Here is a 620-nt window from a genome sequence, read left to right as displayed (position 1 = left end):
TTCCACTTTTCAGCTTAAGGAAAAGGGTAATGAAAAAGTTAATGATTGGGCTGGTGGTACTGGGTTTGGCAGGATGTGCAATGAGTTATACAGACATTAGAAAAAATCCAACGCAAACCTTTTCGACAACCAAAACACTGGTGCAAATGGAAACATGTTTAATTCCAAAATTAGATAGTGAAACTTATAATGGGCCTGCAATTAATACAACAGTCAAGCCTTTAGAAAATGGAGTAACTTTAGTTCCACTGGCTGGACTGGAGTTTATCGATTTACTTAAAATTAACACCGGAACGAAAGTTGTTTATTATGGAGAAGGGACAAGGTCCGTTCTTTTTCCTGAGCGGAGAATAAAAGTGACCTTAATAGCGATTAAATCTTGCTTGTAGGTATTTAAAAATATTTTTTTCGAGGCATTATGACTTTTATTGAGATACCATTGAGAACAATACGATTCCATGGCCCGATGGTTGGCATATTTGGAAAAAAATTTGAGTATCGTGCTCACAATGTACCAAAGGCTATTGATGCCATGAAAAATCTGCTGCCCGGCTTTGAACGCTACATGCTGGAGGCACACAAACGTGGCCTGACATTTTCTATTTTCGTCGGTAAACGCA

1 protein-coding gene and 1 pseudogene are annotated in these 620 nt (G+C 38.2%); both read left to right on the top strand.

Translation table 11 applies throughout. The features are described 5' to 3' along the window. Positions 1–389: hypothetical protein (locus ADK28_RS31195; protein WP_204375358.1), on the top strand; the 389-nt coding region annotated here is incomplete at its 5' end. A 29-nt stretch (positions 390–418) separates the two neighbouring features. After that, a pseudogene (locus ADK28_RS32630) lies at positions 419–620 on the top strand (tail assembly protein); the annotation flags it as partial.

Origin of the sequence: Serratia sp. 506_PEND, from assembly GCF_001076875.1 — a bacterium.
Classification (GTDB): domain Bacteria; phylum Pseudomonadota; class Gammaproteobacteria; order Enterobacterales; family Enterobacteriaceae; genus Serratia; species Serratia marcescens.
Note: the sequence above shows the minus strand (reverse complement) of the source record. Positions and strands in the feature narration are given on the sequence as shown.